This window comes from Paraburkholderia edwinii (assembly GCF_019428685.1).
In the GTDB taxonomy this organism is placed as follows: domain Bacteria; phylum Pseudomonadota; class Gammaproteobacteria; order Burkholderiales; family Burkholderiaceae; genus Paraburkholderia; species Paraburkholderia edwinii.
The window spans coordinates 586,298-612,497 of record NZ_CP080095.1 but is presented as its reverse complement, the minus strand read 5'-3'; the positions used below and the strand labels follow the sequence as shown (position 1 = coordinate 612,497).

Below are 26,200 nucleotides of genomic sequence, written 5' to 3'. Positions count from 1 at the left end.
TTGAACGAACCAGAATCCGATGATCAGATGACCTTGCCGGGCCGCGCGCCGAACACACGCTGATACTCGTCGCGCGCGGCGTTCGGATCGAACTCGCCCGACGACTTCGCGATCGCGAGCGTCGCGACGCTATTGCCCATCGAGTTGCAGATCGCCACCGCCTGCGACGTAAAGCGGTTGATGCCGAACAGGATCGGCAGCGCTTCGATCGGCAACATGCCCGACGCGGTGACGGTCGCCGCGAACACAATGAACGTGCCACCCGACACGGTCGCGGCGCCCTTCGACGTGACGAGCATCAGCAGAAGCAATCCGAGTTGCTGGTGCAGGCTCAGCGGTATGCCGTAGGCGTTCGCGACGAACATCACGCACAGCGACATATAGACGGCCGTGCCGTCGAGGTTGAACGCATAGCCGGTCGGCAAAACGAGGCCCGTGGATTGCCGCGAGCATCCGAGCCGCTCGAGCTTTTCGAAAAGTCGCGGCAGCGCGCTTTCCGACGATGCGGTCGCGAACAGCAGAAAAATTTCGTCCTTGAAGTAACGCAGAAAGCGGAACACATTGAAGCCATAGAGGCGCAACACGATGCCGAGCACCACGACAACGAAGAACGCCAGCGACAGATACATCACGATCAGCAGATAGCCGAGCGAGATCACCGCATTCATGCCGCTGCTGCCGATCGCAAACGCGATTGAACCGAACGCGCCGAGCGGCGCGAACTTCATGATCACGTCGACGAACTTGAAGAACACTTCGGACATGCGCGTCAAGGCGTGCTCGACACTGCCGCGCGTGTCCTGCTTGAGCATCAGCAACGCGGCGCCGAAGCCGATCGAAATGACGAGCACCTGCAGGAGCGAACCGTTCGCGAACGCGCCGACGAAGTTGTCGGGAAAGAGCGTCAGCATGAAGTGCTCGAACGACGCGGGCGCAGCCTTGCCGTACTGTGCGTGCGCAGCCGCGGCGTCGGCGGCGTTCTGCGTCAGATGCATGCCCGCGCCGACGCCGGACAGATTCGCCACGACCATGCTGAACGCGAGCGCGATGGTCGACACGATCTCGAAGTAGATCAGCGCGCGCAGTCCGATGCGGCCGACATTCTTCAGGTCGCCGGCCGCCGCGATGCCGAGCACCACGTTCAGGAACACGAGCGGTGCGACGATCATCTTGATCAGGCGCAGAAAGATGTCGCCGAGAATTTTCATATCGACCGCGAGCTTCGGCGCGATAAAGCCGAGCGCCACGCCGGCGGCGATGCCCGCGACGATCTGCACGCCGAGCCGCGCGTAGACCGGCGGCTTGCCGCGCGCCGCGGCGCGTTCCGCGTCGGCGCTGCGGGGGTTCGCGGTGTCGGTATGAAAAGCCATGCTCGTCTCCGTTTGGCGTGCCGTTCGGGGCGGCGCACGCACTGGACTATTCGACTGACCAATCTTCGAGAAACAAGCGCCACGAAGCAAGCCTGAATAAGTCCGTACATTTAGAATAAGTCCGGACTATATTGTCAGCATGTGGGACGGGTCAACCTCGGGTTTACCTGTAGGCGCCGCGGCCCGTCCGGCGCCGCGCCAGCCCTGACTTGGCAGCGCGCGACACCCGGGCTAGCATTAGCGCGCGCCGGGCACCGGCGCTTCATCGATCAAGGAAAATTGTCATGAAACCCCGATACGCCGAGCTGGCGGACCAACTGATAGAGGCGATCGGCAATGGCACATTCGAAGTCGGCGCGGCACTGCCGAGCGAACTCGATCTTTCCGCGCAATTCGGCGTGAGCCGCGCGACCGTGCGCTCCGCGCTCGAAAAGGTCCAGGAACTCGGGCTTATTTCGCGGCGCAAGCGCGCGGGCATTCGCGTCGAAGCGAGCAAGCCGCGTGTCGCATACGAGCAGTCGTTATCGAGCGTCGAAGATCTGGTCCAGTTCGCGGTGGTCACCGAACGGCATGTGCAATCCATCGGCGAAGTGTCGGCAAGCCCGACGCTCGCTGCCCAGCTCGGCGTCGAAACCGGGTCGCGCTGGCTGCGCGTCGAACTGCTGCGCGTCGATGCCGCGAAGCCCGACGAGCCGATCTGCTGGACCGACGTCTATCTCGAACCGACGGTCGGCGCCGGTATCCGGCGCGAGTTGCGCAAGAGTTCGGGGCTGATCTGCGGAATGGTCGAGGAACGCTTCGGTCGCAGTGTGCGCGAAGTGCGCCAGGAGATTCGCGCGGTCGGCGTGCCCGCGCGGCTCGCGAAACCGCTCGCGGTTGAAGCGGATGGTCATGCGCTCGAAATCACGCGCCATTACGTGGACCAGCACGGGGCCGTGTTCGAGGTGACCGTCAGCGTGTTTCCGGCGAACCGGTTTACGTACGCGCTGCAGTTGCGGCGGCAAGGCTGAGCGGCGACGCCAGCCGCTCACTCCGCGCTCCATCGCGCGTGCTTTTGTCTCGTGCTTTTGTCTCGCGCTTTTGTCTCGCGCTTTCGCCCCGCGCTTTTACCCTGCGTTGAACTGCTCGCCGACAAACGCGAGATGCTGCGCCATCGCCTGCGCGGCGCCATCGGGCGCGTGCTCGCAGATCGCCTGATAGATGCTTTCATGCTGTGCGAGCCGCGCCATCGAGCGCTCTTTCGCATGCGGCAGATCGAGCATCGCCGCATACGTATTGCGCGTGATGTGATCGCGCAGCTGATCGACAACCGTCGTATAGAAACGCGTCAGCATGAAGTTGTGCGCCATCGCCGCGAGCGTCAGATGAAAGGTCGCGTCGCCGCGCGCTTCGGCTTCGACATCGCCGGCCGATACCGCGCGCGTCATATCGCGCAGCACGGTGGCGAGGCGCTGGCGCTCGTCTGCGCTCGCGCGCTCCGCTGCGAAGCGCGCGACACAGCATTCGAAAATTGCGCGGAATTCGAGCGTTTCGCGGCGCTGCGGCGCGCCTTCGCCGCTGCGCTGCAGCCATAGCGAATCGGGCATGACCTGCGGCGCCGCGCTGACGAACACGCCGGCGCCGCGCCGCGTTTCGAGCGCGCCGCGTGCGACGAGCCGCGCGACGGCTTCACGTACGGTCGAGCGCGAGGTGCCGAACGATTCGGCCATGGCGCGCTCGGACGGCAACCGCGCACCCGGCGTCAGATCCGGGTCGAGCAGCCTGCTTTCGATCTGTCTGATGACATGACCCAGCGCGCTGTTTCGCTCGCTGTGCTGTCCCATTGATATCTCCTGACGCGATGTGGTCCGACCAATTTGCGGCCGCACGAGCGGCTTCGCATACTTCATGAATCCCACATGATGCACGACGCAGCGAACGCGTGCACGACGTATCCATATCGCCGCGCCGCTCCGGGTAAGCGCTAAAGCGCCAACCCGGAGCACTGCGGCATAAGACCGGAGATCCCCATGACAAGTATCACTGCCGCCTCGGCGGTCATCAAACTGCATGCCGACGACGATGTCGCGATCGCGCGTCAAGCCATTGCGAGCGGTACCACCCTCGACGAGCTGAACGGGCTCACCGTGCTCGCCGATATTCCCGAAGCCCATAAGGTGGCGATCCGCGCGGTCGCGCAGGGTAGCCCCGTGCGCCGCTACGGCCAGATCATCGGCTTCGCGACGCAGCCGATCGCGCCCGGCGAACACGTGCATGTGCATAACGTCGCGATGGGAGATTTCGAACGCGACTACGCGTTCAGCAGCGAAGTGAAAGCCGTGCAAAGCGCGGCCGAGCCGCTGACTTTCATGGGCATCAAGCGCGCCGACGGCCGCGTCGCAACGCGCAACTACATCGGCATCGTCAGCACGGTGAACTGTTCGGCCAGCGTGACGAAGATGGCTGCGCAGCATTTCTCGGCGCCGGGTGTGCTCGACGCCTACCCGAACGTCGACGGCATCGTGCCGCTGTCGCATAGCTTCGGCTGCTGCATCGACCACAACGGCGAAGGCATCCAGCAATTGCGCCGCACGATCGGCGGTTACGCGCGCCACGCGAATTTCGCGGGCATCGTGGTGGTCGGTCTCGGCTGCGAAGCAAACCAGATGGGCGCCCTGTTCGTCGCCGAAGGCGTGGCGCCGGGACCGATGGTTGTGCCGTTCGTCATGCAGGAACTCGGCGGCACGCAGAAAACCGTCGAAGCCGTGATCGCGGCGATCGACAAGATGCTGCCCGTTGCGAACGATGTGAAGCGCGAACCCGCGCCGGTTTCGCACCTGTGCGTCGCACTGCAATGCGGCGGCTCGGATGGGCACTCGGGCATCACGGCCAACCCGGCTCTCGGCGCGGCCGTCGACCTGCTCGTCAAGCACGGCGGCACCGCGATCCTGACCGAGACGCCTGAAATTTACGGCGCAGAACACCTGCTGACGCGCCGCGCGGTCTCGCGTGAAGTCGGTGAAAAAGTGGTCGAGCGCATCCGCTGGTGGGAAGGCTATGCCGAGCGCGAAAAGGGCAGCATCGACAACAACCCGACGCCGGGCAACAAGGCCGGCGGCCTGACGACGATTCTCGAGAAGTCGCTCGGCGCAGTCGCAAAGAGCGGTTCGACGCCGCTCGTCGATGTCTACAAGTATGCGGAGCCGATCGACAAGCACGGCCTCGTATTCATGGATGCGCCGGGCTACGACCCGATGGGCGCGACGGGTCAGATCGCGAGCGGCGCGAATCTCGTGGTGTTCACGACAGGCCGCGGTTCGTGCTTCGGCGCCAAGCCTGCGCCGTCGATCAAGGTCGCGACGAACTCGAAGATGTACCACCGCATGCGCGACGATATGGACATCAACTGCGGTGAAATCATGGACGGCACCGCGACCGTCGAGCAGAAAGGCGAGGAGATCTTCCGCGCGATCGTCAGTGTCGCGTCGGGCGAGCAGTCGAAGAGCGAAGCGCTGGGTATCGGCAACGAAGAGTTTGTTCCGTGGATGATCGGCGCGCAGATGTGATCGCACGCAATGCGTTAGTTTGGACGCTTCGTCCAAACTAACGCATCAGTTAAGCACCACGTAGCGTAGTTCAACGCATGCGGCGGCCTCAGGGCCGCCGCTTTGCTTTTGTCCCGCCATTTCCAAGGGTTTGCCGGGCCAGACAGGATTCCATAAAGCCGGCAATCAGCCAATTTTCATCGAACTTTAATAATTACCTTAATCATTTATTTTTTTCGCGTCTCGTTTTTATAACTGAATTACTTCTTTTATCTATCCGAAAGCCCCGGGTGGATTTCAAAAAAAATAACTGTCATCCATAAGGAATATCGGACTGGCATCCTCGCCGCTTGCTTCCGCCTGCTTCCTTCCGGCGGCACTCAAAGCTGTTTTCCAGTTCGGCGTTCGAAATAAAAGGATTGGCCTAGATGACACGCAATATGCTCGCCGGCGCAATCGTCGGCGCGACCCTTCTGCTCAGCGGCTGCGGCGGGTCGGACTCCTCCGGTAGTTCCTCATCGGCGTCGGGAAATACGCCTCCGGCCACCACCACCCCCACGGCCAGCGTACAGGACTCGATCGCCACGGCGACGCCGATCAAGCACATCGTCATTATTTATCAGGAGAACAATTCGTTCGACCACTATTTCGGCACCTATCCGGTTGCCGGAAATCCGGGCAGTCCGGCCGAATTGCCATTTATTGCCGCAAAAAATACGCCAACGGATATCAATAACCTGCTCGAAACGGGCATGGGCTTCAACATCAAGACCAGCCCGCTATTGACGATGAATCCGAATGCGCTCAATACCGCAAACGGCGCGGGCGCAACCAATCCGTTCCGTCTCGATCGCACGCAGGCGTTGACTGCCGACCAGTCTCACAGTTATACGCCCGAGCAGGAAGCATTCGATGGCGTCGCCACGCCGCTGAGCCCAGCGATGGATCTGTTTCCCAAATTCACGGGCAAAGCGGTCACGCTGGCCTCCGGCACCGGACCGTTCTTCACGACGGGCCTCGTGATGGGCTACTACGACGGCAACACGGTGACCGCGCTGTGGAACTACGCCCAAAGCTTCGCGATGAGCGACAACTTCTTCGGCACGACCTTCGGTTCGTCGACGCAAGGCGCGATCAACCTCATCTCCGGACAGACCAACGGCGTCGTCCCGACCGCATCGACCGGCTCCGTGATGGATGACGGCACGGGCACCGGCACCTTCACGCTGAAGAGCGATATCTTCCCGACCGGCGATGTCTGCTCGCCGTCCGGCACCACGGGCTCGATGACGAGCAAAAACATCGGTGACCTGCTAAACGCCGCGGGCGTCACGTGGGGCTGGTTCCAGGGCGGCTTCGATCTGACGCAGACGAATCCGAACGGCACCACGGGCTGCTTGCGCTCGACCTTCTCGTCCGTCGTCGGCGGCTATATTCCGGACTACGACGCCGAACACAGCCCGTTCCAGTACTACGCGTCGACGCGCAACCCGCAGCACACGCGGCCGTCGTCGGTGATGGCGATCGGCACGAAAAACGACGGCGGCGCCAATCACCAGTACGACACCGACGACTTTATCGCGGCCGTGACGGCTGGCAATTTCCCGTCGGTCAGCTTCATCAAGGCGCCGTCGTGGCAAAGCGGCCACTCGTCGACATCCGATCCGTTGAGCGAGCAGACCTTCCTCGTCAACATGGTGAACTTCCTCGAACAGCAGCCTGACTGGAAGAACACCGCGGTGTTCATCACGTACGACGACTCGGACGGCTGGTACGACCACGTGGCGCACGTGATCAATCCGTCGTCGTCGAGCGCCGACCAGCTGAGCGGCCCGGGCTCGTGCCTTGTGACCGTCGCCGGCGGCGCAACGACGCCGCTGCCGGGCGTCAGCGGTCTACCCGCCAACGGACGCTGCGGCTATGGCCCGCGCCTGCCGCTGATCGCGATCTCGCCGTTCGCGAAGCAGAACTTCGTCGATCACACGCTGACCGACCAGACCTCGCTGATTCACTTTATCGAAGACAACTGGCTCAACGGACAGCGGATCGGCCAAGGCTCGTTCGACGCGTTGTCGGGGCCGCTCACGAACCTGTTCGACTTTTCGCTGAATACGCCGACGCTGGTTCTCGATCCGAACTCCGGCGCGTTGCCGGGGGCGCAAGCGGCGCTCGAGGGCAAATAAGGCAGGCAAGGCAGCCAACCAAGACAGATCAGCGCAGCTGAATGTTGTAGCGGCGCGCGGCGCCGGGCACGCAGTCAAGCGCCCGCGCCGCGCGCTTATCCGCTTGTGATGCAACGAGGGCGGCCGAGGCAATCGACGCTACCGGGGCAACTGTTTGGCAGAAGACATGAAGGTATTGGGTTCGCGGTCCGATTTCAGACTGTGCGCGACACTCGCGGTGGTGACGGCCGCCGCGTTCGCCGCGCTCGCGTGGTTCAGTCATGGCAAACACCACTTCAACGCCTGGCGATGGCCGGGCGTTCATTTTTTGCATGGCGGCCTGAATGCGGGCGCAAGCACAGGTTCCGCCGACGGTTCAAACGCGGCCTCAAGCACGAACTTAAGCACGAGTTCAAGCGCACCCGGCTCCGGCTCATACGGTCCTCGCGCGGCAATTCCACGCGCGTTACCGGCGCCGTCTCTCGCCACGGCGAGGCCGCTCGTGGCCACCGACCCGGCCACACGCCCTCACCCGCCACTCTCCGCGATGGCGCAGCTCGGCAAGGAGATCTTCTTCGATCGCAGCCTGTCCGGATCGGGCCGCATGTCGTGCGCGTCGTGTCATAGCCCCGACCATGCATACGGTCCGCCCGACGGGCGCCCCGCGCAGTTCGGCGGCATCGGTATGAACCTCGAAGGCTCGCGCGCGGTGCCGTCGCTGCGCTATCTCGACCACAACCCGACGTTTACGATCGGCGTGCCGAACATCATGCCGGACACCGACGCGCCCGACGTGCCGCCCACCGCCGTCAGCGGCACGGTCGCGGCGAGCGCGAAAAGCGGCGCAGCGCAAACCGCGTCGGCCGCGCCGCCCGCACCGGTTCCGCAAGGCGGCTTCGACTGGGACGGCCGCGTCAATACGCTGCAGGAACAGGCGACCGGCCCACTCCTCGATCCCCACGAAATGGCGAACCGCAATCTCGACGTGGTGACCGGCAAGCTGCGCCATGCGCGCTACGCGCAGCGCTTTACCGACCTCTTCGGGCCCAATGTGCTGAACAACCCGGGACAGCTGATCGGCGAGGCGCTGTTCGCGCTCGGCCGCTATCAGGCCGAAGACGCGTCGTTCCATCCGTACGACAGCAAATACGACTGGTATCTCGCGGGCAAGGCGCAGCTGAGCGCACAGGAAATGCATGGTCTCAAGCTGTTCGAGGATCCCGCCAAAGGCAACTGCGCCGCGTGCCACATCGACAAGCCGTCGCGCGACGGCGTCTTTCCGGCCGCCTTCACCGACTACCAGTTCGAAGCGCTCGGCGTGCCGCGCAACCGGGCGCTCGCGCAGAACCGCGATCCGCATCACTTCGATCTCGGGCTCTGCGGCCCGGTGCGCGCCGACTATCGCACCCAGAAGAACTACTGCGGCCTCTTCAAGACGCCGACGCTGCGCAACGTCGCGACGCGTCAGGTGTTCTTTCACAACGGCGTGTTCCATACGCTCGACGACGTGCTGCACTGGTACGTCGAACGCGATACGGACCCGCGCAAGTGGTACCCGGTAGACCGTCGCGGCACGGTGCACAAGTACGACGATCTGCCCCCGCAGTACGGCGCGAATATCGATGTCGTCGATGCGCCGCTCGATCGCAAACCGGGACAGGCGCCCGCGTTGAACGATGCGGAAATCGCCGACGTGATCGCGTTCCTGAACACGTTGACCGACGGTTACCGGCCGGGCGGATCGACGGGCCCACGGCCGGACACTCCACTGAACGGGCAACCGGCCGGCGCCTCGCCAAACGCACGGTCCGTCGCGTCGCAATGAGCAATCCGACCGCGACAGCCCGCAGCCTCGCATCGGGCGAAAGCCCGTGCCGCGTCGAGAAAGACATACTGATTGTCGACGCGGACCTGCACGTCTGCGAAACGCTGTGGACGCTGTTCCAGGGTGCGGGCTACCAGCCCTGCGTGGCGTCCACGGCGCAGGACGCGGCCGCGCGGATCGCTTTGCGCGCACCGCTGGCGCTCGTTGTCGACTGGTCGTTGCCGGACTGCTCGGGGCTATCGTTCCTGCTCGATCTGCGCGCGGAGCCGTGCACCAAACGTCTGCCCGCCATCATGCTGAGCGCGCGCGACGACGCGGACGACTGCGTACGCGCACTCGACGCCGGCGCCGACGACTTCGTACGCAAGCCGTTCTCGCCGCGCGAACTGCTCTCGCGTTTGCGCGTGCTGCTGCGGCCGATGCCGCGCGCCGAGACGTCCACGCGGATCTCGGTGAACGGCTTGACGCTCGACATGGCCGCGATGCGCGTCGAGAGCGAAGCGGACTGCGGCGAAGCGGCATTGCCGCTGAGCCCGTTCGAATGCCAGCTGCTGCACTTCTTTCTGACTCACGGCCACCGCGTGTACAGCCGCAGGGAAATCATCGGCGAACTCTACGGTCCGCAAGCGGGCGGCCACCACGACGATCGCAGCGTCGATCATCACGTGTTCCATCTGAGGAAGGCGCTGCGCGCGCTCGGGCACGACACGGTGATCGAAACCGTGCGCGGCCGCGGCTACCGGTTGACGGACCGCATCGCGCCGCAGGCCGCGGACGCCGTCCTTGCGGCCGCCCCCGCCACCGCTAGACCGCCGGCCAGCGCGGCTCGCTGACCGCGCCCTCCTTGCGGCTGCTGTCCGGCACCGAGAAGCGGAACGTCCCTTTGCCCGCTTCTTTCGCGTCGTACAGCGCGACGTCCGCGCGCTTCAACAGCTGCTCGATCGATTCGCCGTGCACGGCGAACGCGATGCCGATACTCGTGCCGATGCTGATCGCCTCGCCCGTCGACAGCATGTAAGGCTTCGCAAGCTCGCGGATGATGCGCGGCGCGAGCGCTTCGCTCGCCGCGCACGTACTGTTTTCGACAACGACCGCGAATTCGTCGCCGCCCAGACGCGCGACGAATTCGCCGGTCCACAGCAATTCTTTCAGGCGCCCGGCGACCGCGGTCAGCACTTCGTCGCCGGCATGGTGGCCGAGCCGGTCGTTGACCTGCTTGAAACCGTCGAGATCGAGATACATCAGCGCGACTTCGGGCTCGCGGCCGCCCATCGACCTCGCGAGAATCCGCTCGAGCCGCTCGTACAGATCGCGGCGGTTCGGCAAACCGGTCAGCGGATCGTGCCGCGCGAGATGCAGGATTTTCGCTTCCGACTGGCGGCGCTCGGTGACGTCCTCGATGATGATCACCGCGCTGCCGTCGGGCACCGGGTTACGCGTCATTTCGAGCTGGCGGCCGTCGCCGAGGTCGAGATCGAGTGGCCGGCGCTCGCCCGAGAGCCACGTGGTGCAGCGCTCGACCAGTTGCTTGCGCAAGGTCTCGCCGAACTTCGCGACGCCCACCTGCCCGATAAATTCAGGCAGCGGCACGTTCAGGCGCAACATTTCGACGGTCGCGCCGAACAGTTCCGCCGCGCGCCGGTTCGCGACGATCACGCGGCCGTTGCCGTCGATCGTGCACAGGCCGTGCGGCATATGCGTCAGCGCCGCATCGAAGCGGGCCGCGAGTTCCGCATGCCGCTGCTCGGCGGTCATCAGCGCGACGAGACCTTCGTAGTGGCGCCGCACCACCGACACCATCGCGACGAGATAGGCGAAAAGCGGCGGCACGAGTATCCACGATGCGCTGCGCGGCGCGAGCAGCGCGCCGACACCGATCGGAATCGTGCCGAAGAAAATCTGCATGATCGCGAGGCGCGGCAGCGCGGCGTTGCGCGACGCGATGCCGCCGAGAATGCCGGCCGTCACCATCAGCGACAGCGATGCGAGTTCCATATCGCCGGAAATGATCGACGCCATCGTGCCGAGGCCGAAGGTCAGACACGCGAGCAGCGACACCGGCGCATAGCGCGCGGCCGACGGTTCCGGATGAACCGGACGCACGCGGTTACGCGCCACGTACAGGTGCGCGATGGTCATCCGCGCAGCGAGAAAAAGGATCTCGGCAGCGAGCCACAGCGGCGCCCATGCATGATGCACGCGAAAGCAGGCCACCACGGCGACGAAGGCGCTGGAGAGGCCCGACATCAGCAGCGGGCGCGTGTTCTCGAATAGCGTGGACAGCAGCGACGCGCGTATCGACGCTGTGACCTGGCCGTTGCCCGATGCGGGTGTATCGAGAAGAAAGTTGAACATAGACGGCCTGGCTGGCATGAAGTCACCGCGCTGTCCCTGCATCGGCTGCCTGCAGTCAGTCGAACGGCCCGATCGATGCGGCTGAAGCGTGACGCTGATCCTTACGTTTACGGCGCGACGAACGACTTACTTGATAGTCGTGGACAGCACAGACGGGTCGAAGCAGCACACCCGCAACGCATGCGGGCATGGGTGTTTCGTCAGGGGATTGTATCGGGAACTGCCACGATGCGGCCCGTAACCACGCAACCTCGACGCAACCTCGCGCAAGGCGATGCGTACGTGTTGCAAGTACGCCGGGAAACACGTTTGCGACTGCGCAAACGAATCCGCGCCGAACGCTGTTGCGCTATGACCGTGCAACGGCCGCGCAATGGCTACGCTACCGCAGCGCGAAGCTCACTTGAACGCGACTGCCGCGCCACCTATCGTGTATGGGCGTGTAGGAAGTCTTCGTTCAGGAGCGAGCCATGTATGCCGATGCAGTCGATGTGAGCTTCGATAGCGCGCACTTGTTTCTGCGGCTATCCGACGGGCGGGATATCGAGTTTCCGCTACGCTGGTTTCCGGTGCTGGAAGCAGCGACAACCGACGAACGCGAGCACTTCGCGATTTCGCTGGACCGTCAGCAGTTGTACTGGCCTGAGCTCGACGAAGATATGAGCGTGCCTGCTTTGCTGCTTTCCTTGCCGGACGCGCGACATTGATCGAGCGCGCTTGAACCCCGCTTGAATCCCGCTTGCGCCCGCTTGAACCCCGTTAGCCCGGTTTCGGCTCGCCCTTCAGATGGCGCCGGGCGACTCTCCAGTCCGACGGCGAATGGCGCGCGTCGCGTTTAGCGCATGCGCGCTCTGCGCGGTGCAGCACTTTCAGAAGCCTGGCATACCGTAATGGCTTGCGCAAAAAACTGAAGACGCGAATGCGCGGCGGCAATGCGCCGTTGAAAGCGAGGATGACCGGCACGGTAGCAAGTGCAGGGTCTTTGCGCATTTCGCGCACGAGCGCCGGACCGGAAAGGCCGGGCGTGCGCGTGTCGGAAATCAGCACGTCAGGACGGCTCGCGCGCGCGAGATCGAGCGCGTCGCTGCCGTTGGTGGCCGTGCGGACGACGTAGCCTTCCGCGGCGATCAGCAGGCCGAGGGTACTCAGCACGCCTGTGTCGGCATCGACAATAAGGATGTCTGCCATATTGCCCTCCGTACTATTTCCGATTTTAGCAAGTGCTATTCCAATCGCGACAGTTTTTATGCGTCTTTGCGCGACATCGTGTACGGCTCGAGCGTGTGGCTCGATATCGCGCTGTGGCCGCATCGCATCGGCCTGTCCTTCTGCTGCTTTGCACAATCGCGTTGCCGCATGCGAGATTCATGTCGGGCTCGCTTCATGCTGCAGTGACGCTTGGCGACGCCTTGTCGTCTTAAAGGAGGGGCATCATGAATAAGGATCAGGTGAAGGGCACCGTCGAGAAGGTGAAGGGCAAGGCCAACGAAGCGGTTGGTCGCGCGACGAACAATCCGGCCCGCGAGCTGAAGGGCGACGTGCAGCAGGAAGTCGGCCAGACCCGCAAGGACGTGGGCGACATGAAGGAAGCCGTCAAGGATTCCCAGAAGCGTAAGCACTAAAGGCCGGTGGACCGGTGGGCCTCATTGGCCTCATTAGCCTGATGGGTCTCGTGGGTCTGATGGGCCTGGCGAGCCCGCTGGCCCGAAATCACGGTCCCAACGGCGACGAGGGCGCCTCTGCTTTGCACAGGCGCCCTCGCTTTTACCGACCGCCCGAACCGCTTCGTCATTTTTTCGTAATGACTGGGTAACGGCCCGGTCCCAGGCCGCTCCCTAGACTGGCATCACGTTTCACCCCTTTCCAACAACGTGATCCGGTTTAAAGGAGTCGCCATGCGTATCCCCTCGTTCAGTTCCGCCGTTCGCTCAGTTGCAGTCGGCGCGGCCGCCGCTGTCTGCCTGTTCGGCGCTGCCGCCACGCCCGCCTTCGCCGCACCCATCAAGAACATCGTGCTGGTGCACGGCGCGTTCGTCGGCGGCGGCGGCTGGCGTCCTGTCTACGATATCCTGACGAAGGACGGCTACAACGTGACGCTCGTGCAGGAACCGCTGACGTCGTTCAAGGAAGACGTGACCGCCACGAAGCGCGTGATCGACGGCATCGACGGTCCGGTGGTGCTGGTCGGGCATAGCTACGGGGGTGCGATCATCACGGAAGCGGGCAACGACGAACATGTGAAATCGCTCGTCTATATCGCCGCGCATGCGCTCGACGTCGGCGAAACCGAAGCGAGCAATGGCAAGAAATACCCGAACGCGACGAAGGCCGTCGTCAAGACGCCGGACGGTTTCCTGTATCTGAACCCGGCTAACTATCCGTCCGATTTCGCCGCCGATCTGCCGCGCGCACAAGCGGAATTCGAAGCGCACTCGCAGATGCCGACGGCGGCTGCCGTATTCACCGCGGAGATTCCCGACCCGGCGTGGAAGAACAAGCCGGTCTGGTATATGGTCGCGAAGGCGGACAAGATCATCAACCCGGACCTCGAGCGGATGTACGCGGCGCGCGCGCATGCGCATACCGTCGAAATCGACGGCGCGAGCCATTCGGTGTATGAATCGCATCCGAAGGAAGTCGCCGCGCTGATCGAGCAGGCGGCGCAGCAGTCGGGGCAGTGATCGACGCGCGGTAATCGCCGCCGTGATCGTCATTGGAGTACGTCGTAGCCGCCGGTCGACGGCTACGACGCGCGCCCGGCGCGAGCACACGGTTGCCTCTGAAGCAGAACATCGACGGTAGACGATATGCGAATTCTGGTCATCGAAGACGAAGCAAAAACCGGCGATTATCTGCAGAACGGACTGACCGAAGCCGGGTACGTGGTCGACGTGGCGAACAACGGCATCGACGGCCTGCACCTCGCGCAGGAAATGCGCTACGACCTGATCCTGCTCGACGTGATGATGCCGGAGATGGACGGCTGGACCGTCATGAAGAAGCTCGGCGCGCGCACCGATACGCCGGTGTTGTTCCTCAGCGCGCGCGGCACGCTCGAAGACCGCCTGAAGGGCCTCGACCTCGGCGCCGACGACTACCTCGTCAAGCCCTTTTCATTCGCCGAACTGCTGGCCCGCATCCGCATCATTCTGCGGCGCGGGCAGCCGCAGAAGCAGGAAGAGGTGCTCGCGCTCGGCGATCTGCGCGTCGATGTGCCTAAGCGCCGCGTCGAACGCGGCGGCACGCGCATCTCGCTGACCAACAAGGAATTCAACCTGCTGCAGTTCTTCATGCAGAACCAGGGGCAGGTGCTATCGCGCGCGCTGATCGCGTCGCGCGTGTGGGACATGAACTTCGATAGCGATAGCAACGTGGTGGACGTCGCCGTGCGCCGGCTGCGGCAAAAAATCGACGAGCCGTTCGAGCGGCGCCTGATTCACACCGTGCATGGCGTCGGCTATCGCTGCGAGGACGAATCGTGAAGCGCATTTCGCTGACCACCCGGCTCGCGCTGCTGTTCGCGCTGATCGCGTTCGGCGCGATGGGGATTGTCGGCTTCGCGCTGTACCGGCAGCTCGAAGCGCAACTCGTAGTGCGCGACGACGGCGCGCTCGTCACGCGTGTCGACCAGATCCGCACGCTGATGCACGATGTCGACGTGCGCGATCTGATTCGCGAGAAGCCGCAACTGTTCGCGAATATGCTCGGCAATACCGAGTCGCTGCTGGTCGTGCGCATGCCCGACGGCACGCCGCTCATCACGGTCAATCCGGGTCACACTGCCGTGCCCGACGTCGAGCCGGTGCCGGCCGGCGCCGCGCTATCGCTTTCGGCCGTGCATCACACGACGCAGAACGACGGCACGCCGTTCATCTATGTGTCGGCCGCCGCTGAAGGCGCGGCCGGGCAGCGCGATCTGCAGATCATCTCGGGACGGCTGATGGCGGAGCGCACGAAAATGCTGGCCGACTATCGCGACCAGATCCTGTTCTTCGCGTCGCTTGCGGCCGTGCTCGCCGCCCTCCTCGCGTATGGCCTCGCGCGGCGCGGCATGAATCCGCTGCGACGCCTCGCCGCTCAGACCGCGTCGATCGGCATCGGCAATCTGTCGACGCGCATCGAACAGCGCGATGCGCCGCCCGAACTGGACGCGCTGATCGGCGCGTTCAACGCGATGCTCGACCGGCTCGAACGCGGCTTCACGCAGTTAAAGCAGGTATCGGCCGATATGGCGCACGACCTGCGCACGCCGATCGGCAATCTGCTCGGGCAAACCGAAGTGGGACTGAGCCAGACGCGCGACGCCGCGTACTACCAGCGGCTGCTCGGCTCGAATTTCGAGGAACTGCAGCGGATGTCGAAGATGATCGACAACATGCTGTTCCTCGCGCGCGCCGAGCACGCCGACCATGCAATCGAGCGCAAGGCGCTATCGATCGCCGAAGAATTCATGCGCATCGTCGAATACTTCGAAGACCTTGCCGACGATCGCGGCGTGCGCATCGAATCTCGCGGGGAAGGCACGGTGTTCGCCGATCCGTTGCTGCTGCGGCGCGCGCTCGGCAATCTGCTCGCCAACGCGGTCCGCTATGCGGAGCCCGGCACGGCGATTTCGATGACGGCTGAAGCGCGCGCGGACGGTGTCGCGCTACACGTGGAGAACCGCGGCCCGACGATTCCGCCGCATCACCTCGAACGGCTCTTCGACCGGTTTTATCGCGCCGATGCGTCGCGGCAGCGGTCGTCGGAATCGAGCGGGCTCGGGCTTTCGATCGTGCGCAGCATCATGCAATTGCATGGCGGCAGCGGGTTGGCTCAGAGTGATGCGGGCGTGACGCGATTTACGCTCTTGTTTCCGCGGCAAGCGCATGCGGTTGAGGCGGCGCCCGACGATGCGGACGGCGGCGGGGGAACGGGTACTCAAACCGCGCAGCACACTCAATCGCCGGTACGTTAGACGCGCCCGACCCCGCGCCTGGCCCTTTCCTTCCAACTGCTATTCACTGCACGTCTCTTCACTGGCGAGACGCGTCGCGCGGGTCTTTTCAGGCATCGCGGGCGCGCTCGAAAACCGCGTGCCCCATACGTTGTAGAACACAATGCCGATGGAACACATGATCACAGCGATAGTAGTCAGCGCGCTGATCGGTTCATGAAGAACGACAAGGGCGAGACCCGCCGCGACCACCGGCACCAGCCCCATGAATGTCGACGCCGTCACGGATCCCAGCGCATGGATGGCGTGAGTCATCAGATAAAGCGCGATGACGCTGACCAATACCCCTTGAAACAGTACCTGAAGGACCATTTCCTGCGCGCCTGCTTCATGCAGTGTCGACGGCGCGAGAAAGAGCCAGATGGGAAAAAACAGAATCGCGTTGATCCACGGTACGGAGACGATCATCACATCGGTGGCGATGTGCCAACGTCTCATGAAGACCGTGTAGGTTGCGAGGCAGATCGCCGCCATCAGAAAGCACAGCATGCCGAGGAAGTTGTGAAGTCCGCCGTCGACGAGGATCAGGCCGTTTGCGATTGCAATCAGCGCAATGCCAAGCAGTTTCGCGCGTGCGATGCGTTGCTTGAGCAACACGAAGGACAAGCACGCGACGAGTATCGGCATCAGGCCGTTGACGACGACGCCCGCATTGCTTGCGGGCGAGTGCTCGAGGCCGATAAAGCTCAACATCGTATAGGGGAAGCCGCATCCGAGGCTGCACACGAGTGTGCGCCAGTTAAAAACCGTGCGAAGCTGGAGTCGCTTTCGGAGCAGCAGCGGTAACGTAACCAGTGCTGCCGATGTGAATCGTAAAAAGCTGATGTCCCATGCTGTCAGCGTCTGGTGGACGCCCCAACTTGAAACGATGATCCAGCCGGACCATATGAATACGACGGCGAGAATCGCGGCGACACCGAATCGTGGGCGTCGTGCGGTGCCGCTTAACTGAGCTTGCATTGAAATCTCCGGGTGCTTGGCCGCAACCTTACCCGCTTGACCTGGATCACAATAGCGAAAGTTTTTGATCCCTTTAATTAGCCTCGCTAATGTCAATATGACGCGCAATCTTGAGATCACTTTACTGCGTGCATTCGTCACCATCGCGGACCGCGGAAGCATGACGGCGGCCGCGCATACGCTTCATCTGACGCAAGGCGCGATCAGCCAACGGGTGGCGAAACTCGAGGCCATGTCGGGCCCATTGTTTTTCCGCGACCATCGCGATATGCGGTTGACTCCGCTCGGAGAGCGGTTGCTTGGCCATGCAAGGCGTCTGCTGGCTCTGCATGACGTGATTCTGGCGGAAATGACGGCCGGCACACTGGAAGGGAAGATTTGTCTCGGCGCTCCGCCGGACATGGTCGGAACGCATCTCGGCTCGATCTTGAAGGCCTTTACGTTGGCGCATCCGCAGGTGGAACTGTCGATGGTCTGCGCGGCGTCGCCAGAGCTATTGCGTACGCTCAACGAAGGCAAAATCGACATCGCGTTGATCGAAGAACTTCCCGGCCCCTCGAGCGGTGAATGTCTGGCTGTCGATCGTTTAGTGTGGGTCGGCGCGAAAGGGGGAACCGCGCATCAGATGAGTCCGGTGCCCGTCTCGCTGGTCGTCGAGACGTGCGTGTTCCGGCGTCCGGTACTCGATACGCTTCGAAAGCACGACATACCGTGGCGCACCGTGTTCGAAAACGGCAGCATCGATGCGACCATCGCCACGGTGCGATCCGATCTGGCCATCGGGGCTTTTCTCGAGTCGACGGTGCCGGCTGATCTCGACATACTGCCGCCGCAAAGCGGGCTTCCGGAGTTGCCGAGCTTTGCGATTAACCTTCATGTGTCGAAGGGGCAGGATTCGCCGGCTGTGCTGGAACTGGCTCAGCAGATCAGGGAAAACCTGATTCCTGTTCGGGCGCCGGTGCGATTGACCGGAACGGAGTCTTGAGCGTGTAACACGTGAAGCGTTAGGCATCTTGCTTTCGACAATTTGGCAGTCTATCGTTGCTTCGACCATAAAATGCCCGGCAAGATAGATGCGAATGCTGCGTTGCAGCCAGACATCGGCGCAAACCCTCATTGTCACGCCCGTCATAGACAGATATCTCCACTCTTCAGTGGAACTACGGCCCCATACTGATCGGCCGATTTCGGAGCTGCGATGCGATACCTGTTTTCTACCTCCTCCGTCGCAGCGCCTGAACGTTTCGATTACTGGCGAGACGTTGTGTGCAGCCATTGCATCCCAGCGGCAAGCGACTCTCCGCACCGGAATCAATTCGATGCCGACATAGTCGGCCGATCAATCGGTGCACTCCATGTTGCGAAGATGATTGGACCCGAGCATCGATGGGTGCGGGATTTCAATAGCATTCGAACGGGACCTGAAGCCAATCTGTGGCTTTCGTTCCTTGAGCGCGGCGTCGCCTTTCTGGAGCAAAACGGCCGAAGAGTTGTACAGCGCGCGGGGGACGTCCTGCTTTACGACGCAGCTCGTCCGTTCAGTTACACCATCGAGCCGGAATCCTTCTTCATCCTGCGGATTCCGCGAGACCTGCTGCTTCGCCGTACGGCCAACGCGGAACACGTCGTGGCTACGTCACTCGGTCCCGGCACCGGGTTTCGGGCAGTACTCGGCTCCGTTATCAAGGAGGCGTGCGAGTCAAAAGAGTTGAATCAGTCATCCCATGCCGAATCGCGCGTGGCCAGTGCCATCCTCGACCTCGTCAGTGCAGTCATTGAGATTCATGGAGGTGAAGCGCCCGTTGCAACGCCTCAAGTCGCGTTGTATCGCAAGGCGATGACATTCATCGAAGAGAACATTGAATATCATGACCTCGATGTGGACCATATCGCGACATCGATGCACGTATCGACGCGCACGTTAGCCCGGGCTTTCGCAAGACAAGCGACAACGCCCATGAAAGCAATCTGGCAACAGCGATTGGAGGCTAGCTACTGCGCTCTCCGTGAAGGGGCAGTCAAAAGCGTCACCGAAGCCGCAATGACATACGGGTTTTGCGATGTCTCTCACTTCAGTCGCTCGTTCAAGAGAAACTACGGCGTCACACCTCAGAGCGTCATGCTCCAAAGCAGGGGGCCCGCTGCATGCGACGACGATGAGTCCCGGCCTGAACGGGATTAACAGAGGAGCCGGGAACACCGCGCCTCAAGCGGCATGAAGCGCGGCGTAGCCTTCGTCAGACTCAACGCAGGTCCGGACGTCTTGTATGGAAATCGGTCGCGCACTGGAATGAGTGGCCGACCGAGAACAGTCGCGACTCGGTGAACGGGGCCCCGATAATTTGCATTCCGACCGGTAGCCCTCCGGAATCAAAGCCGCATGGGACGTTGAGAGAAGGCAGGCCGGTTAGGCTTGCGACACCGGTAAATTGCATGATCGCGGAGAGCATGTCTTCTTGCACACCGCTTTCGATTTCGACAGTCGTTGCACCTAAGTCCGTAGCAGTGAACGGCAGCGTGGGACAAATGAACACATCCACGTGTTTGAAAGCTTCGAGGAATTCATTCCGAAGCAAGGTCCGATAGCGCTGCGCCTGCAGGTAGTGTGTGGCCAGAAGCATCTCGCCAACCTCGAGCAACGTTCGGACATCGTCGCCAAAATCCCCCGGCCTTTCGCGCAACGACTTCTGGTGATACGTGCTCGGCTCAGCCGATTCGATCGTGAGTTGCGCAGAGATGTTTCCCTCGATATGTTTGATGTCGACTTCAACGATATGCGCGCCTAACTCTTCGAACGTCTTTAGCGCGCTTTCAACCGCGTGCTTGACATCTTGCTGGATGTGACTAAAGAAGTAACTTGGGACGATTCCAATCCGTAGTCCCCTGACACCCACGCTCAATCTCGACAGAAAATCGTCGACAGGAACTGACGCCGTGGCAGGGTCAGTCGGGTCGGGGCCCGCAATCGCGTTGAACAGCAACGCGCAATCCTCTACGGTCCGGGTCATGGGCCCTGCCGTGTCCATGGTCCACGCGAGAGGGATAATTCCAGAATTGCTCACCCGCCCGTACGTTGGGCGCAGGCCAACAACACCGTTAATCGCCGAAGGAAGTCGAATAGAGCCGCCCGTATCGGTTCCCAGCGCGCCGTAGCAAAGACTGGCGGCAACGGCAGCGCCAGAGCCGCCACTTGAACCTGCCGGAAACTTGCTGGTATCCCATGGATTACGCACGTGTCCGTAGTGGGGATTGGCTGAGGTCCCGCCCCAGGCGTACTCGTGCATGTTTGTCTTGCCGACGAATACGGCTCCCGCCTGTTTGAGCCTCGATATGATGGTCGCGTCCTTGTCGGGATGCCAGTTCTCGAGGATTTTGCCCCCGGCCGTCGTACGCTCGCCCTTAATCGCAATGTTGTCCTTGATGCCTAGCGGTATGCCATGCAGCGGACCCAGGTCGTAGCCTGCCGACAGCATCAACTCTGCAGCGGCCGCCGCCTTCTTTCCTGATTCTTCGGTTATCGATATGAAAGCTCGAAGCGTGCTGTTGTGCTTCTCAATCTCCCGAAGGGACGAATCGAAAAGCTCTGTTGGGCTCACTTCGCGTTGACGTATGAGCCTCGCAGCGGCGGCTATGGACAACCCGGGAAGGTCACTCGCCATGTGACACCTCACCATGATTTACCGTCTGCAGAATGCCGGTCATCGGCGTCACCTGCGCGAACTCCGGCGCGCTCATCTTTGCTGACAGCGCATTCGCGTCACTCAACCAGACTCCGAGAATCTGGCTGATTGCGGTTACCCGGCCCTGTTCGAGAGGCAAATTCGTCGCCTCTGCCATTGTCTTGACTAGCTCGTCCACACGCGAATTTGACACTGCCTTCTCCTTCGTTAGCGACGTCACGAGCGTAACGCGCCCAATATCCCGGCGCTTGTGCGTGCGTGCCATGCTCGTGGAACGATAGCGTCACCTAGGCCTCGCGGTCCTGGCTATCCGCTTGCAGCTAACCGATAGCAAGTCATCCTCGCCATCCGCGTCTCGCACGTGTGTCCACGCCTAAGGACGTGCGCCGCACGTGAGCCCCGCCAGTCTGTCTCGCTTCATTCGCCGCAGTCGCGGCATCGGGAATGACCCTGGTGTGGCTGACGGGGACTATTGCGTTGTCTCTGATATGCAAGCGGGCTGCGTGGGGCGCTGTTACTTTTCCAGACACCACTTTCTCTTAACCAGACTGTGCCCGCACGGGTCGTTTCGACATCGGCGATCGCCTGGCGAAGGAGAGCGCGCCCTCAGTCAAGAGGACAAGAGGCCATCGACCTCAACCCGTTCAACCACTCCGCGGAGCTTCCATGATTCGAATACTTCCCTGGCTGGCAGCGCTTTGCCTGGCGTTCCTCACGCAATCTCCTGCGATCGCGGCGGACAAGGAGCCCATCATGGTCGGGAGCGTTCTTGACGAAACGGGCGGCCTCAACGTCTACGGCAAAGCGATGGCAGACGCCACAAAGCTTGCCATTAAGTCCATTAACGATTCGGGTGGCGTTCTCGGCCGCCCGCTGAAGCTCGTTACGTACGACGCACAGTCCGACAACTCAAAATACACGACCTACGCTAACCAGCTTGCTCTTCGTGACCGGGTGGCAGTCATCATGGGTGGCGTCACCAGTGCATCACGGGAAGCCATCAGACCCGTCGCGGACCGCAACAAGACGCTCTACTTCTACAACGAGCAATATGAAGGTGGCGTGTGCGACAAGAATGTCTTCACGACGGGTATCGTGCCGTCTCAACAGATAGCGCCCCTTGTCGACTGGGCAATCAAGAATGGGAAGAAGAAGTTCTATGTGCTGGCGGCGGACTATAACTACGGCCATATTTCCGCCGACTGGGTCAAACAGTACGTCACGAAGGCCGGAGGCAGTGTCGTCGGGACCGACTTCATCCCTTTGGACGTGAGTGAGTTCGGCTCGGTCATTTCCAAACTGCAGGAAGCCAAGCCAGACGTCGTGTTTTCTCTTCTGGTGGGCGGCAATCACATCGCGTTCTACCGCCAGTTCGCAGCGGCAGGATTGTCCAGTCATATGCAGATTGTCTCTGCGACCTTTGGCCTTGGAAACGAGCAGGTCGTTCTCAGCCCGAAGGAAGCAAGCGGTATCGTCGTCGCGTTCCCCTATTTCCAGGAGCTCGGTGGCGCAAGCAACGACAAGTTCCGCGAGAGCTGGACGAAGGCGTACGGTGCGAACTATCCGTACATCACGGACAGCGCGGTCGCTGTCTGGAATGGCTGGCATCTGTGGGCCATGGCTGTTGAGAAGGCCGGCAGCACTGACCGCGATAAAGTCATCGCTGCTCTTGAGAGTGGCGTTGGATTCGACGGTCCTTCGGGCAAGGTGTCGGTCGACGCCGGTACGCACCATCTGGTACAGAGCGTTCATATCGCCCGCGCGAACGAGAGTCATGGCTTCACGGTAATCGGTGACCAACAGTCTGTTGCCCCGGGCTATGAACGCAGTGTCTGCAATCTCATTGCCAATCCCAAAATGGCCCGTCAGTTCACGCCTTCTAACGCCAACTGAATGACCAATAGCCCTCGAAGGACCTAAAGATGGAAGCATCGACCTTAGGTTGGGTAGCAAATATGGCTGCGTCCGTCGGACTCAGCATCGCGATTCTCGTACTGGTCTCTTTAGGGCTATCTGTTCTGTTTGGGATGATGGGCATCATCAATCTGGCCCATGGCGAATTCCTGATGTTCGGTGCCTTCGCGACACTGGCAGGCGTCAGGAGTGGCCTCCCCCTTCCCATTGCAATGGTATTGGCGACTGCGGTTGTGGCTGGTTTCGGATGGGTCGTTGAACGTGCGCTTATCCGTCATCTGTATGGACGCCTTGCGGACAGCATGCTTGCAACCTGGGGGCTGAGCCTGATCATGTCTCAGGTCGCCGTCTATGTATTTGGTCCTACGACGCAAGGCATTCCCACGCCTGGAGGGAGTCTTCAGGTGGGCGGGTACTCCATCTCCGTTTATTCGATTGTCCTTATTCTTGCGGCGTTCGCACTGCTCGGAATGGTCTATGCGGTCTTCACGCAAACCCGATACGGCGTGATGGCAAGAGCGGCTGTTCAGCGACCTCAGATGGCTTCAGCAATCGGCATCGACCCGCGGCGCATCAACGCGTTGACCTTCATGCTCGGGGCCGGTCTGGCTGGCGCCGCGGGTGCGCTGCTCGCACCGATGGTGGGAGTGATGCCAACGATGGGCGAGGCTTACATCGCCCGTGCTTTCATGACTGTGGTCGTGGGCGGTTCCGGTGTTCTCACCGGTGCAGCCGCGGCTTCGACGCTCCTTGGCGGTGTCGAGAACGTGGTCTCTTATCTCTCAACCCCCTTCTTCGGGCAAGCGGCGTTACTGGTTCTGGCCATTTGCCTTGTTCGAGTGATGCCGACCGGAATTTCCGGCCGCCTGCGACGCAAGCTCTGAGCGAGACGCCGACACATGAAATCCTCGAACAGTACGTTGAGGCTACGCCTGGTCACGTGCGCAGTCGTGGCGCTCGTTTGCCTCGCGCTAGGCGTCCTGATGCCCGAGTTCGCGGTGATGCAGGCAACGAGCTGGGTGCTATATGGCCTGCTCGCGGTCAGCCTGACATTAGTCTGGGGTCACGGTGGGATATTCAGCTTCGGGCAGGGTGCGTTTTTCGGCATAGGCGCGTATGCCTACAGCCTCGCTGCGATCAACTTCCTGCCTGTCACGAACGAGACATTGTCTTCGGTCGTCGTCGCCACGTTAGCCGCGGCAATGCTTGCCGTTCTGGTCGGCTATTTCATTTTCTATGGGAACGTCGGCGATGTTTACGTGGGCATCATCACGCTGGCGATGACCCTCGTTCTCTTTACGGTGCTCTCCAGCACGGCCGACCCCAAATACCATATCGGACAAGCACAGCTTGGGGGATATAACGGCATCTCCGGCGTACCACCGCTCACGCTGCCATTGGGCGACGGCGGGACCGCGTTGACAGTCGTGCAGTCCTACGCGCTTGTGGTCCTCGTGTGTGCGCTTGTTGCCGCGGGCCTCTACATCCTTCTCCAGAGACCCTTCGGTCGAGTTCTCACCGCGCTCCGAGAAAATGAGTTGCGTACGCAGCTGCTGGCATACGATGTTCGCTTAAGAAAGCTTATCGTGTTTGCGACTGGCGGCGCGATAGCCGGCGTTGCTGGAGCGCTATACGCCGCATGGGCCATGTTCATTAGCCCGGGGGTGTTCGGGCTGTCGTTAGCCGCTCAAGTCGTGATCTGGGTACTGGTTGGCGGTCGCGTATCGTTCGCGGGAGCATTTGTAGGCGCCTTGCTGGTGCAGTCGGTTTCATTCGCACTGGGCGGCGGCGCCGGAGATGCAACCCCGATCGTACTGGGCGTCGTCCTGATCGCGGTGGTCCTGTTTTTGCCCGTCGGCGTCGTTCCCACGCTCACGCGTTACTTCGCGTCGAGGTTCGGAAGCAAGGCCGCACAGATGAAGAGCTCGCAGGAAACTGATTCCGGAATACAACGATTAAAGGAGCTGCCGTTCCAGAGTCATTCGCGAGGTGCCGCCCTGACCGCTGTTGGGCTCGAGAAGCGCTTTGGCGGCGTAAGGGCTGTACAGGAAGCGACTATCAAATTTGAGCAACGCGGCGTTCATTGCCTCATCGGACCCAACGGCGCCGGAAAAAGCACCTTCTTCAACCTCCTCGTCGGCCGGTTCCCGCCGAATCGCGGCGCAATCGAACTCGAAGGTCGCCCGATAACCAGCATGAAATCGCATGACAGGGTTAGAAGCGGGCTAGGAATAAAGCTGCAGGTTGCCAGCATCTTCAACGACCTGTCCGTGCGGGAGAACCTGTGGCTGGCTGCGTATGGACGACTAAGAAACAGCGCGTCGGCCGACCGCCGGTCTGCGGAGTTGATTGACTGGCTAGGGCTTGAGGAACGTGCCGACGACAGTGCCGGATTGCTGTCGCATGGCCAGAAGCAATGGCTGGAGATTGCAATGGTGGTCGCCACTGAACCGTCCGTTATCCTGCTCGATGAGCCTACAGCCGGCATGACCAGAGAAGAGACGGCACGTATGGCTGCGATGGTGAGATTGCTGGGGCAAGCTGTCTCTGTCATCGTGGTCGAGCATGACATGGAATTCGTGCGAGCGCTGGATGTTCCTGTGACGGTATTTCACCAGGGAAGCGTTTTTGCATCAGGCTCGCTTGATGTGCTGCGCCATGACGAGCGAATCCTCGATATCTACCTGGGTCGACATGGAAAAGAGCATGCTGCTTGAGATCAGGAATCTCCACGCCGGCTACGGAAAATCTCCTGTCTTGCACGGGTTGGACCTGAAGATTGAACCCGGACAGATGGTCTCCATTCTCGGACGCAATGGAGTGGGAAAGACGACGCTCCTGCGCGCGATAGCCGGTGCGATTGCCGTGCAGGAAGGCGACATCCTGTTCGACGGGGCCTCGCTGAAGGGCGTAGCGATGCACCGGCGCGCTCATCAAGGAATCGCCTATGTTCCACAGGGCCGGGACATCTTTCCTTCGCTCTCTGTTGTCGACAACCTGAAGGCCGCGGCCTTTGGGACGAAGCGGTCAGACTGGCGCGAAGCCATCGATGAGTTGTTTTTGTCGTTTCCGATGCTGCGTCAGAAGGCCGATGAGCGCGGTGACTCGCTTAGTGGCGGCCAGCAACAAATTTTAGCCTTGGCCCGGGCCCTGATCACTCGCCCTTCACTGCTGCTACTAGACGAGCCATCCGAAGGGATACAACCGTCAATCGTCGACCAGATAGCCGAGACCGTACGAGAAATCAACCGTCGGGAAGAAATCGCCGTCATTGTGGTTGAGCAGAACCTCGAATTCGTTGCGCGCATGGGCGCGCATTGTCGATTGGTCGACAAGGGGCGTATTGTTTTTGAATGCCACCCTGAAGAGATTATCAACGATGCCGGGTTGCAACGACAGTATCTGGGAGTGTAA

At 61.7% G+C, this 26,200-nt stretch carries 24 protein-coding genes; 16 read left to right on the top strand and 8 right to left on the bottom strand.

The annotated features are described in order from the left end of the window. Window positions 1–23: 23 nt before the first annotated feature. Entirely contained in the window at window positions 24–1,370 is a 1,347-nt protein-coding gene (locus tag KZJ38_RS02615; protein WP_219798663.1) for a cation:dicarboxylate symporter family transporter, read from the bottom strand. A 284-nt stretch (window positions 1,371–1,654) separates the two neighbouring features. On the opposite strand from KZJ38_RS02615, the gene KZJ38_RS02610 reads away from it, so the two are divergent. Next, window positions 1,655–2,380 carry a GntR family transcriptional regulator gene (locus KZJ38_RS02610; RefSeq protein ID WP_219798662.1) on the top strand — a complete coding sequence of 242 codons (726 nt, stop codon included), beginning with the start codon at window positions 1,655–1,657 and terminating at the stop codon, window positions 2,378–2,380. A 96-nt stretch (window positions 2,381–2,476) separates the two neighbouring features. Here the strand turns inward: KZJ38_RS02610 and KZJ38_RS02605 are convergent, their stop codons facing one another. Continuing rightward, window positions 2,477–3,193, bottom strand: coding sequence for a FadR/GntR family transcriptional regulator (locus KZJ38_RS02605; RefSeq protein ID WP_219798661.1), 717 nt, complete (start codon window positions 3,191–3,193; stop codon window positions 2,477–2,479). A gap of 186 nt (window positions 3,194–3,379) precedes the next feature. On the opposite strand from KZJ38_RS02605, the gene KZJ38_RS02600 reads away from it, so the two are divergent. Together KZJ38_RS02600 and KZJ38_RS02595 are read left to right on the top strand one after the other, a co-directional pair. After that, window positions 3,380–4,915, top strand: coding sequence for a UxaA family hydrolase (locus tag KZJ38_RS02600; protein WP_219798660.1), 1,536 nt, complete (start codon window positions 3,380–3,382; stop codon window positions 4,913–4,915). 407 nt (window positions 4,916–5,322) lie between these two features. Beyond that, complete coding sequence (locus KZJ38_RS02595) at window positions 5,323–7,077, top strand: phospholipase C (RefSeq protein ID WP_219798659.1); 1,755 nt, start codon at window positions 5,323–5,325, stop codon at window positions 7,075–7,077. A gap of 28 nt (window positions 7,078–7,105) precedes the next feature. Here the strand turns inward: KZJ38_RS02595 and KZJ38_RS02590 are convergent, their stop codons facing one another. Next, window positions 7,106–7,390, bottom strand: a complete 285-nt coding sequence (locus tag KZJ38_RS02590; protein ID WP_219798658.1) for a hypothetical protein — start codon at window positions 7,388–7,390, stop codon at window positions 7,106–7,108. Window positions 7,391–7,558: 168 nt separating this feature from the next. Here KZJ38_RS02590 and KZJ38_RS02585 point away from each other — a divergent pair, with 168 nt between their 5' ends. Then, window positions 7,559–8,881: a cytochrome-c peroxidase gene (locus tag KZJ38_RS02585; RefSeq protein WP_219798657.1), complete on the top strand. Its 1,323-nt coding sequence runs from the start codon at window positions 7,559–7,561 to the stop codon at window positions 8,879–8,881. Further along, entirely contained in the window at window positions 8,878–9,714 is an 837-nt protein-coding gene (locus KZJ38_RS02580; protein ID WP_219798656.1) for a response regulator, read from the top strand. The genes KZJ38_RS02585 and KZJ38_RS02580 overlap by 4 nt, the downstream gene beginning before the upstream one ends. Here KZJ38_RS02580 and KZJ38_RS02575 read toward each other — a convergent pair. After that, complete coding sequence (locus KZJ38_RS02575; RefSeq protein ID WP_219798655.1) at window positions 9,686–11,254, bottom strand: sensor domain-containing diguanylate cyclase; 1,569 nt, start codon at window positions 11,252–11,254, stop codon at window positions 9,686–9,688. The two genes, KZJ38_RS02580 and KZJ38_RS02575, sit on opposite strands and share 29 nt — an antisense overlap. A gap of 452 nt (window positions 11,255–11,706) precedes the next feature. Between KZJ38_RS02575 and KZJ38_RS02570 the strand changes: the two genes are divergently transcribed. Beyond that, entirely contained in the window at window positions 11,707–11,943 is a 237-nt protein-coding gene (locus KZJ38_RS02570; protein WP_219798654.1) for a DUF2442 domain-containing protein, read from the top strand. A gap of 52 nt (window positions 11,944–11,995) precedes the next feature. On the opposite strand, the gene KZJ38_RS02565 is transcribed toward KZJ38_RS02570, so the two are convergent. Beyond that, a complete protein-coding gene (locus KZJ38_RS02565) occupies window positions 11,996–12,424 on the bottom strand; it encodes a response regulator (protein WP_219798653.1) in 429 nt (142 codons plus the stop codon). Between the two features lie 245 nt (window positions 12,425–12,669). Here KZJ38_RS02565 and KZJ38_RS02560 point away from each other — a divergent pair, with 245 nt between their 5' ends. From KZJ38_RS02560 to KZJ38_RS02545, 4 genes are all read left to right on the top strand, one after another. Beyond that, entirely contained in the window at window positions 12,670–12,858 is a 189-nt protein-coding gene (locus tag KZJ38_RS02560; RefSeq protein WP_219798652.1) for a CsbD family protein, read from the top strand. A gap of 273 nt (window positions 12,859–13,131) precedes the next feature. Next, window positions 13,132–13,917, top strand: a complete 786-nt coding sequence (locus KZJ38_RS02555; RefSeq protein WP_219798651.1) for an alpha/beta hydrolase — start codon at window positions 13,132–13,134, stop codon at window positions 13,915–13,917. 126 nt (window positions 13,918–14,043) lie between these two features. Continuing rightward, window positions 14,044–14,718, top strand: a complete 675-nt coding sequence (locus tag KZJ38_RS02550; RefSeq protein WP_219798650.1) for a heavy metal response regulator transcription factor — start codon at window positions 14,044–14,046, stop codon at window positions 14,716–14,718. After that, window positions 14,715–16,193 carry a heavy metal sensor histidine kinase gene (locus KZJ38_RS02545; RefSeq protein WP_246641622.1) on the top strand — a complete coding sequence of 493 codons (1,479 nt, stop codon included), beginning with the start codon at window positions 14,715–14,717 and terminating at the stop codon, window positions 16,191–16,193. Before KZJ38_RS02550 ends, KZJ38_RS02545 begins: the two co-directional genes overlap by 4 nt. 39 nt (window positions 16,194–16,232) lie before the next feature. On the opposite strand, the gene KZJ38_RS02540 is transcribed toward KZJ38_RS02545, so the two are convergent. Next, entirely contained in the window at window positions 16,233–17,336 is a 1,104-nt protein-coding gene (locus KZJ38_RS02540; protein ID WP_246641621.1) for a DMT family transporter, read from the bottom strand. Here KZJ38_RS02540 and KZJ38_RS02535 point away from each other — a divergent pair. Both KZJ38_RS02535 and KZJ38_RS02530 read left to right on the top strand, forming a co-directional pair. Next, window positions 17,290–18,177: a LysR family transcriptional regulator gene (locus tag KZJ38_RS02535; protein ID WP_219798648.1), complete on the top strand. Its 888-nt coding sequence runs from the start codon at window positions 17,290–17,292 to the stop codon at window positions 18,175–18,177. The genes KZJ38_RS02540 and KZJ38_RS02535 overlap by 47 nt on opposite strands. A gap of 213 nt (window positions 18,178–18,390) precedes the next feature. Next, a complete protein-coding gene (locus KZJ38_RS02530) occupies window positions 18,391–19,374 on the top strand; it encodes an AraC-like ligand-binding domain-containing protein (protein ID WP_219798647.1) in 984 nt (327 codons plus the stop codon). A 61-nt stretch (window positions 19,375–19,435) separates the two neighbouring features. Here KZJ38_RS02530 and KZJ38_RS02525 read toward each other — a convergent pair whose 3' ends face one another. After that, window positions 19,436–20,851 (bottom strand): amidase, encoded by a 1,416-nt coding sequence (locus KZJ38_RS02525; protein WP_219798646.1) that lies wholly within the window; start codon window positions 20,849–20,851, stop codon window positions 19,436–19,438. After that, window positions 20,841–21,065: a hypothetical protein gene (locus tag KZJ38_RS02520; RefSeq protein ID WP_219798645.1), complete on the bottom strand. Its 225-nt coding sequence runs from the start codon at window positions 21,063–21,065 to the stop codon at window positions 20,841–20,843. Before KZJ38_RS02520 ends, KZJ38_RS02525 begins: the two co-directional genes overlap by 11 nt. Before the next feature lie 473 nt (window positions 21,066–21,538). Between KZJ38_RS02520 and KZJ38_RS02515 the strand changes: the two genes are divergently transcribed. Genes KZJ38_RS02515 through KZJ38_RS02500 form a run of 4 tightly spaced genes read left to right on the top strand, consistent with a single transcriptional unit; the run spans window position 21,539 to window position 26,200 of the window. Beyond that, on the top strand, window positions 21,539–22,765 hold the full coding sequence (locus KZJ38_RS02515; protein ID WP_219798644.1) for an urea ABC transporter substrate-binding protein: 1,227 nt from the start codon (window positions 21,539–21,541) through the stop codon (window positions 22,763–22,765). A gap of 29 nt (window positions 22,766–22,794) precedes the next feature. Continuing rightward, window positions 22,795–23,670 (top strand): ABC transporter permease subunit, encoded by an 876-nt coding sequence (locus KZJ38_RS02510; protein WP_219798643.1) that lies wholly within the window; start codon window positions 22,795–22,797, stop codon window positions 23,668–23,670. Window positions 23,671–23,685: 15 nt separating this feature from the next. After that, complete coding sequence (locus tag KZJ38_RS02505) at window positions 23,686–25,503, top strand: ATP-binding cassette domain-containing protein (RefSeq protein ID WP_219798642.1); 1,818 nt, start codon at window positions 23,686–23,688, stop codon at window positions 25,501–25,503. Then, window positions 25,493–26,200: an ABC transporter ATP-binding protein gene (locus KZJ38_RS02500; protein WP_219798641.1), complete on the top strand. Its 708-nt coding sequence runs from the start codon at window positions 25,493–25,495 to the stop codon at window positions 26,198–26,200. The genes KZJ38_RS02505 and KZJ38_RS02500 overlap by 11 nt, the downstream gene beginning before the upstream one ends.